Source organism: Streptomyces sp. NPDC020490, assembly GCF_044335305.1.
In the GTDB taxonomy this organism is placed as follows: domain Bacteria; phylum Actinomycetota; class Actinomycetes; order Streptomycetales; family Streptomycetaceae; genus Streptomyces.
The window spans coordinates 33474-39865 of record NZ_JBIRUY010000057.1 but is presented as its reverse complement, the minus strand read 5'-3'; the positions used below and the strand labels follow the sequence as shown (position 1 = coordinate 39865).

8 protein-coding genes are annotated in these 6392 nt (G+C 69.2%); 2 read left to right on the top strand and 6 right to left on the bottom strand.

Features of this window, described 5'->3' with window-relative positions; translation table 11 throughout:
* Window positions 1-77: 77 nt before the first annotated feature.
* Window positions 78-542, bottom strand: coding sequence for a hypothetical protein (locus ACH4ZX_RS37990; RefSeq protein ID WP_398283102.1), 465 nt, complete (start codon window positions 540-542; stop codon window positions 78-80).
* Window positions 543-958: 416 nt separating this feature from the next.
* Window positions 959-1354 carry a superoxide dismutase, Ni gene (sodN, locus tag ACH4ZX_RS37985; RefSeq protein WP_004983535.1) on the bottom strand — a complete coding sequence of 132 codons (396 nt, stop codon included), beginning with the start codon at window positions 1352-1354 and terminating at the stop codon, window positions 959-961.
* Between the two features lie 144 nt (window positions 1355-1498).
* Here sodN and sodX point away from each other — a divergent pair, with 144 nt between their 5' ends.
* Entirely contained in the window at window positions 1499-1933 is a 435-nt protein-coding gene (gene sodX, locus ACH4ZX_RS37980) for a nickel-type superoxide dismutase maturation protease (RefSeq protein ID WP_398283104.1), read from the top strand.
* Here the strand turns inward: sodX and ACH4ZX_RS37975 are convergent.
* On the bottom strand, window positions 1837-2466 hold the full coding sequence (locus ACH4ZX_RS37975) for a CGNR zinc finger domain-containing protein (protein WP_360752619.1): 630 nt from the start codon (window positions 2464-2466) through the stop codon (window positions 1837-1839). The two genes, sodX and ACH4ZX_RS37975, sit on opposite strands and share 97 nt — an antisense overlap.
* Before the next feature lie 99 nt (window positions 2467-2565).
* Here ACH4ZX_RS37975 and ACH4ZX_RS37970 point away from each other — a divergent pair, with 99 nt between their 5' ends.
* The gene (locus ACH4ZX_RS37970; protein ID WP_398283100.1) at window positions 2566-3324 is read left to right on the top strand and encodes a class I SAM-dependent methyltransferase; all 759 of its coding nucleotides are present in this window, start codon (window positions 2566-2568) and stop codon (window positions 3322-3324) included.
* Between the two features lie 81 nt (window positions 3325-3405).
* Here the strand turns inward: ACH4ZX_RS37970 and ACH4ZX_RS37965 are convergent, their stop codons facing one another.
* Genes ACH4ZX_RS37965 through ACH4ZX_RS37955 form a run of 3 tightly spaced genes read right to left on the bottom strand, consistent with a single transcriptional unit; the run spans window position 3406 to window position 6140 of the window.
* The gene (locus tag ACH4ZX_RS37965) at window positions 3406-4212 is read right to left on the bottom strand and encodes an amino acid ABC transporter ATP-binding protein (protein WP_360752613.1); all 807 of its coding nucleotides are present in this window, start codon (window positions 4210-4212) and stop codon (window positions 3406-3408) included.
* Entirely contained in the window at window positions 4209-5147 is a 939-nt protein-coding gene (locus ACH4ZX_RS37960; RefSeq protein WP_398283097.1) for an amino acid ABC transporter permease, read from the bottom strand. Before ACH4ZX_RS37960 ends, ACH4ZX_RS37965 begins: the two co-directional genes overlap by 4 nt.
* Window positions 5148-5180: 33 nt before the next feature.
* Entirely contained in the window at window positions 5181-6140 is a 960-nt protein-coding gene (locus tag ACH4ZX_RS37955; RefSeq protein ID WP_398283095.1) for an ABC transporter substrate-binding protein, read from the bottom strand.
* Window positions 6141-6392 lie beyond the last annotated feature (252 nt).

Sequence of the window (6392 nt, the reverse complement as noted above, 5' to 3'; positions counted from 1 at the left end):
GGTCCGACAACCGCTCACCCGCAGGCGTCCTGGCCTGCCCCGCCCTCGCCACACGAACAACAACGAGACACAACCACCTAAGTCACCGGCATTGGACCTAGGCCCGGCGTGGACGGGTCGGGCGGGTGTACGTGCGTGCCAGGCACGGCGTCGACGCACTCCGCTCGCGGCCCGTCGAGTTCCGGTTCGGGCGGGCCGCCTTTCCCCTGGAGGGTGATCTGCCGGTCGCCCTCACCGAGGGTCACCAGGTCGGTGGCCTTGGCTTCGCGAGCGGCTTTCCGGGATTTCGCCGGAGTTCCTGTCCTGCCGGCGAGCCGCAAACCGTCCGGGTGCGCGACCGGCTCCACACCCGCGCCGGAAGCGCGCAATTCGGCATCGGCATCGACCCATGTGCCGTCCCGCTTGAAGCGGACCGGACCTGCCGCGAACTCGGTTGTCGGACTGCCGTCTTTGTTCACCCACGCCGTCGACGTTTCGGTGCGTTCCGAGAGCGCCTCGACGCGCTTGCCGGACAGCCTTGCCGCGACACGGGCGGAAGGCATGCCGGCCGCCTGGGGCGCCGTCGTCCTCTTCGGCGTGTCCGCGGCCTCCGGGGCGAGGTCGCCCCTGAACTCGTCGCGTCGAGGCGGGTGATGGCCATGGCCAGGGCTACTCCGCCTGCCGCCCGGCGAGCGCTACCCCCGAGCCGAAGCCGCCCGCGCCGTCGCGGCGGGCCGCCGCTGCGGATCCACGCCCACCTGTGGCCGGGACCCCATCTGTGGCCGGGACCCGCCTGTGGCCGGGACCCGCCTGTGGCCGGGGCCCGCCTGTGGCCGGAGGCTCACTGTGACCTGGGGGCGAAAAGAAGACCGCACCCGGTCCGTCATGGGCGCCGTGCTCGGCGGCCTGCGGGCCGGGTGCGGACAGGATGACCAGGCGACCAAGGAAAAATCGCAGGTCAAGAGGCATGAACCGAAGGTCAGGCCTTCTTGGTCTCCCAGAAGATCTTGTCGATCTGGGCGATGTAGTCCAGGGCCTTCTGACCCGTCGCGGGGTCGGTCGACGCCTTGGCGGCCGACAGGGCCTTCAGGGTGTCGTTGACCAGCTGGTGCAGCTCCGGGTACTTCTCGAAGTGCGGGGGCTTGAAGTAGTCGCTCCACAGCACGGAGACGTGGTGCTTCGCCAGCTCGGCGCGCTGCTCCTTGATGACGGTGGCGCGCGCCTGGAAGTGCGGGTCGTCGTTGCCGGCCATCTTCTCCTGGACGGCCTTCACCGACTCCGCCTCGATGCGGGCCTGGGCCGGGTCGTACACGCCGCAGGGAAGGTCGCAGTGCGCGCTGACCTTGACCTTGGGGGCAAACAGGCGGGAAAGCATGAAGCAATCCTTCCTCGTGATCGTCTTCTCAGGTGCGACATTACTCCCTGGGAGAAGTGATTTCGCGAGTGCCCCCACGGGCTTAGGACAAAAGTCCAGGGTGAGACTGAGACTGTGGACGATCGGACCGGGGAGGTACCGGTGATGCCGGAGCCGTCGCAGGACGTGGAGCGCATGAGGGCGGTGCTGCCCTTCGGGGTGGCCGAGGTGACCGGGCCGTCCATGGTGCCCACGCTGCGGCACGGGGACCGGCTCGTGGTGCAGTACGGCGCCCGGATCAGGCCGGGGGACGTGATCGTGCTGCGCCACCCCTTCCAGCAGGACCTGCTCGTCGTCAAGCGTGCCGCGGAGCGCCGGGAGGGCGGCTGGTGGGTGCTCGGCGACAACTCCTACGCCGGAGGCGACAGTACGGACTACGGGACCGTCCCCGAAGACCTGGTGCTGGGCAAGGTGCGCCTGAGGTACCGGCCGCGGAAGCCCGATCAGCGCTCGCCGTTCGCGCTCGCGCGCTGGGCCTTGTCGTCCGCCAGGCCGGTGCTGTCCGACCGGTCGGCCTCCAGGCGCTTGCGGGCGCGGTAGGCGGCCACGTTGGCGCGGGTGGCGCAGCGGTCGGAGCAGTAGCGCCGGGAGCGGTTGGTCGAGGTGTCCAGGTAGGCGTTGCGGCACGGCGGCGCCTGGCACAGGCCGAGCCGGTCCACGCCGTACTCCGTCAGGTGGAACGCCAGGCCCATCGCCGCTATGGCCGCGTAGCCGGCGGTCGCGTTCGACGGGTGGTCGGCCAGGTGCATGTGCCACAGGGGGCGGCCGTCGTCGTCCCGGAAGTCGTGGCCCGAGATCTGCGGGCTCACCGGGAACTCCAGCAGCAGCGAGTTCAGCAGGTCCACCGCCAGCGTCTCGTCGCCCTGGTCCGCCGCCGCGAAGACCGAGCGCAGCCGGGCCCGCACCGAACGGAACCGGGTCACGTCGGCGTCCGTGGCGCGCCGGGCCGCCGACTGGTTCGCCCCGAACAGCTCCCGGACCGCCTCGACCGAGGTCAAGGTGTCCTTGCCCCGGGCCGGCTGCTCGCTGTTGACCAGACGTACGGCGTAATCCGAGTAATAGGCCAGTTCCACTTGTAGTCCTTACTGGGGCACTCTATGGTCGTGATGCGGTCGGGTAACAGATGGTCGTGCTTCCAGGGTATTACGAGGTCGGCTGAGGAGGGGGCTTCCATGACGACCGGCGCGGAAACCGACTGGCAGCGGTGGCAGCGCAGTTGGGACCGGCAGCAGGAGTGGTACATGCCGGACCGCGAGGAGCGCTTCCGGGTCATGCTCGACATGGTCGAGGCGTTCGCCGGGCCCGAGCCGCGCGTCCTGGACCTCGCCTGCGGCACCGGCAGCATCACCGCCCGGCTGCTCGCCCGCTTCCCGCGGGCCACCAGCACCGGGGTCGACCTCGACCCGGCCCTGCTCACCATCGCCCGGGGCACGTTCGCCGGCGACGAGCGCGTCACGTTCGTCGAGGCGGACCTGAAGGACCCCGACTGGCCCGCGCTGCTCCCGCACGACACCTATGACGCGGTCCTGACCGCCACCGCCCTGCACTGGCTGCGCGCCGAGGGCCTGCGGACCCTGTACGGCCGGATCGCCGGACTCGTCCGCCACGGCGGCGTCTTCCTGAACGCGGACCACATGACCGACGACACCACGCCCCGCATCAACGCGGCCGAGAGCGCCCAGCGGCACCGCCGCAGGGACCGGGTGCCGAAGGACGGCGCCCTCGACTGGGCCGGGTGGTGGGCCCGGGCCGCGAAGGACCCGGTGCTCGCCGCCCCCACCGCCCGCCGCTTCGAGATCTACGGCGACCACGCGGACGGCGCCACGCCGTCCGCGGCCTGGCACGCGCGCGTCCTGCGCGAGCAGGGCTTCGAGGAGGCCCGCGCGGTGTGGTGCTCGCCGTCGGACACGCTGCTGCTGGCGCTCAGGTAGGGCCGCCGCGGCAGCGCACGCGCGAGGGGCGGTACGGAGATCCCGTACCGCCCCTCGTCGCCGCTGCGGCCGCCGGACCGCTCACAGCACCTTGGACAGGAAGGACTTCGTCCGCTCGTGCTGGGGGTCGGTCAGGACGTCGCGCGGGTGGCCGGACTCGACCACGACGCCGCCGTCCATGAAGACGAGGCTGTCGCCGACCTCGCGGGCGAAGCCCATCTCGTGGGTGACGACGACCATCGTCATGCCCGACTCGGCCAGGTCGCGCATGACGTCGAGGACGTCGCCGACCAGCTCCGGGTCGAGGGCCGAGGTCGGCTCGTCGAAGAGCATCAGCTTCGGGTCCATGGCGAGCGCCCGGGCGATCGCCACGCGCTGCTGCTGGCCGCCGGAGAGCTGCGAGGGGTAGTTGCCGGCCTTGTCGGCCAGGCCGACCCGCTCCAGCAGCTGCCGTGCCCGCTCCCTGGCCTCGGTCTTGTTCTGCCCCTTGACCTGCACCGGCGCCTCGATGACGTTCTCCAGCGCGGTCATGTGCGGGAAGAGGTTGAAGCGCTGGAAGACCATGCCGATGTCCCGGCGCTTGAGCGCGACCTCGCTGTCCTTGAGCTCGTACAGCTTGTCGCCCCGCTGCCGGTAGCCGACCAGCTCCCCGTCGACGTACAGCCGCCCGGCGTTGATCTTCTCCAGGTGGTTGATGCACCGCAGGAAGGTCGACTTGCCGGAGCCGGACGGGCCGATGAGGCAGAACACCTCGCCGGACCTCACCTCCAGGTCGATGCCCTTGAGGACCTCCACCTGGCCGAAGGACTTGTGGACGCCCTCGGCCTTGACCATCGGGACACTGGAGTCGCGCACGGGCTCGTCCGCCTTGCTGAGCTTGTCGGTCATGCCGTGACCCCCTTCCGGCTGAACAGGGGCGCCAGGTTCCGCCTGACCCGCTGCCACGGGGTGGGCGGCAGATTCCGGCTGGAGCCGCGGGCGTAGTACCGCTCGACGTAGTACTGCCCGACGCTGAGCACCGAGGTGAGGATCAGGTACCAGGCGGCGGCCAGGAACAGCATCTCCACCGGGGCGCCGGAGGTCTGGCCGATGTCCTGGGCGTAGCGCAGCAGCTCGTAGTACTGCACCGCCGAGACCAGCGAGGTGGTCTTCAGCATGTTGATGACCTCGTTGCCCGTGGGCGGCACGATCACGCGCATGGCCTGCGGGATGACGATCCGCCGCAGGGTCTTGCCGTGGCTCATGCCGAGGGCGTGGGCCGCCTCGGTCTGCCCCTCGTCGACCGAGAGCAGGCCGGCGCGGCAGATCTCCGCCATGTACGCGGCCTCGTTGAGGCCCAGGCCGAGCAGCGCCGTCAGGAACGGCGTCATGAAGTCCGACCAGTAGTTCTTGTAGATCGGCCCGAGGTTGATGTACTCGAAGACCAGGCCCAGGTTGAACCAGACGAACAGCTGGACCAGGACCGGGGTGCCGCGGAAGAACCAGATGTAGAACCAGGCGATGGACGAGGTCACCGGGTTCTTCGACAGGCGCATGACGGCGAGCAGGATGCCGCCGAGGATGCCGATCAGCATCGACAGCACCGTCAGGAGCATCGTCTGGCCGACGCCCTTCATGATGCGGTGGTCGAAGAAGTAGTCCGGAACGGCGTGCCAGTTGATCTTGCCCTGGCCGAACGCGTAGATGATCGCGACGAGGAGCCCGATCGCGATGACGGCGGAGACGTACCGCCCGTAGTGCCGGACCGGGATGGCCTTGATGGCCTCCGGCCCGGCCGCGGGAGCGTCTTCCGGACGTGCCGTCTTGCCGATGTCAGCAGTCACGGGTGATGCCCTTTCGGTGGCCGCAGACCGCGGTCACTTGCCGCCGTTGATGACGGCTGCCTTGACGGCGCCGTCACCGACGCCCCACTTCTGGATGATCTTGTCGTACTCGCCGTTCTTGATGATGGCGTCCAGGGCGGCCTTCAGGGCGTCGCGCAGCTGGGTGTTGTCCTTGGCGACCGCGATGCCGTACGGGGCGGCCTCGACCTGCTCGCCGACGATCTGGAAGTCCTTGCCGCCGCCGGAGGTCTTCACGGCGTACGCGGTCACGGGGAAGTCGGAGGAGCCGGCGTCGGCGCCGCCCGCGCGGACCCGGGTCTGGGCCTGCTGGTCGTTGTCGAAGGACTCTATGGCCAGCTTCTTGCCGCTCGGGCACTTCTTGGCCTCGGACTTGGCGAGGTCCTCGGAGACCGTGCCGCGCTGCACCGCGATCTTCTTGCCGCACAGGTCGGACCAGGTCTTGATGCCCTGGTCGTCACCCTTCTTGGTGTAGATCGAGACACCGGCGGTGAAGTAGTCGACGAAGTCGACGCCCTCGCCGACCTTCTTGCCGGTGTCGGAGTCGATGCCCTCCTGGCGGTCCTTGGTGTCCGTCATGGCCGACATGGCGATGTCGTACCGCTTGGAGCGCAGACCGGTGATCAGGGTGTCGAAGGTGCCGTTCTCGAAGTCGAACTTCACGCCCAGCTGCTTGCCCATGGCGGCCGCGAGGTCGGGGTCGATGCCGACCGTGTTGCCGGAGCTGTCCTTGAACTCGACCGGCGCGTACGCGATGTCCGAACCGACCTTGATGACACCCTTGTCGCGGATCGACTGGGGGAGCTTGTCGGCCAGCGGCGCGGTGCTCGTCGACGCGCTGCTGCTGCCCTTGTCCTTGTCCTTGGTCTGGTCACCGCAGCCGGTGAGAAGCAGCGCGCCTGCGACCGCGATCGCACCTACCGCTACCAGACGGTTGGGCGCGGCGGTGGTACGACGGGTGGAGCTTGCGGTCATGGTGGGTTCCTCCGGCGGAAGGGTGGAGATGCCGATGGGTCGACGAGAACACACACCTTTGGGTGTCGCGACCTCGTGTGATTACGGCATCTTGCCATTCGGACTCAGCCGTTCAGGGGGCCAGCTATGTCAAAATCGGATAACGGGTGACCCCCGAACCGCATCAGGACGGACATCATGACCGGACCATCTGCGGGAATCCTCCCCTCCGGCCGGAAGATCTCCGGCGCATCCGGGGACGCGGACCTGCAC

What these genes read in the sequence shown, in the direction of transcription:
- ACH4ZX_RS37965 (WP_360752613.1), bottom strand. Translation starts at nt 4,212, where the DNA reads ATGACCGACAAGCTCAGCAAGGCGGACGAGCCCGTGCGCGACTCCAGT.
- ACH4ZX_RS37970 (WP_398283100.1), top strand. Translation starts at nt 2,566, where the DNA reads ATGACGACCGGCGCGGAAACCGACTGGCAGCGGTGGCAGCGCAGTTGG.
- ACH4ZX_RS37955 (WP_398283095.1), bottom strand. Translation starts at nt 6,140, where the DNA reads ATGACCGCAAGCTCCACCCGTCGTACCACCGCCGCGCCCAACCGTCTG.
- sodX (WP_398283104.1), top strand. Translation starts at nt 1,499, where the DNA reads ATGCCGGAGCCGTCGCAGGACGTGGAGCGCATGAGGGCGGTGCTGCCC.
- sodN (WP_004983535.1), bottom strand. Translation starts at nt 1,354, where the DNA reads ATGCTTTCCCGCCTGTTTGCCCCCAAGGTCAAGGTCAGCGCGCACTGC.
- ACH4ZX_RS37990 (WP_398283102.1), bottom strand. Translation starts at nt 542, where the DNA reads ATGCCTTCCGCCCGTGTCGCGGCAAGGCTGTCCGGCAAGCGCGTCGAG.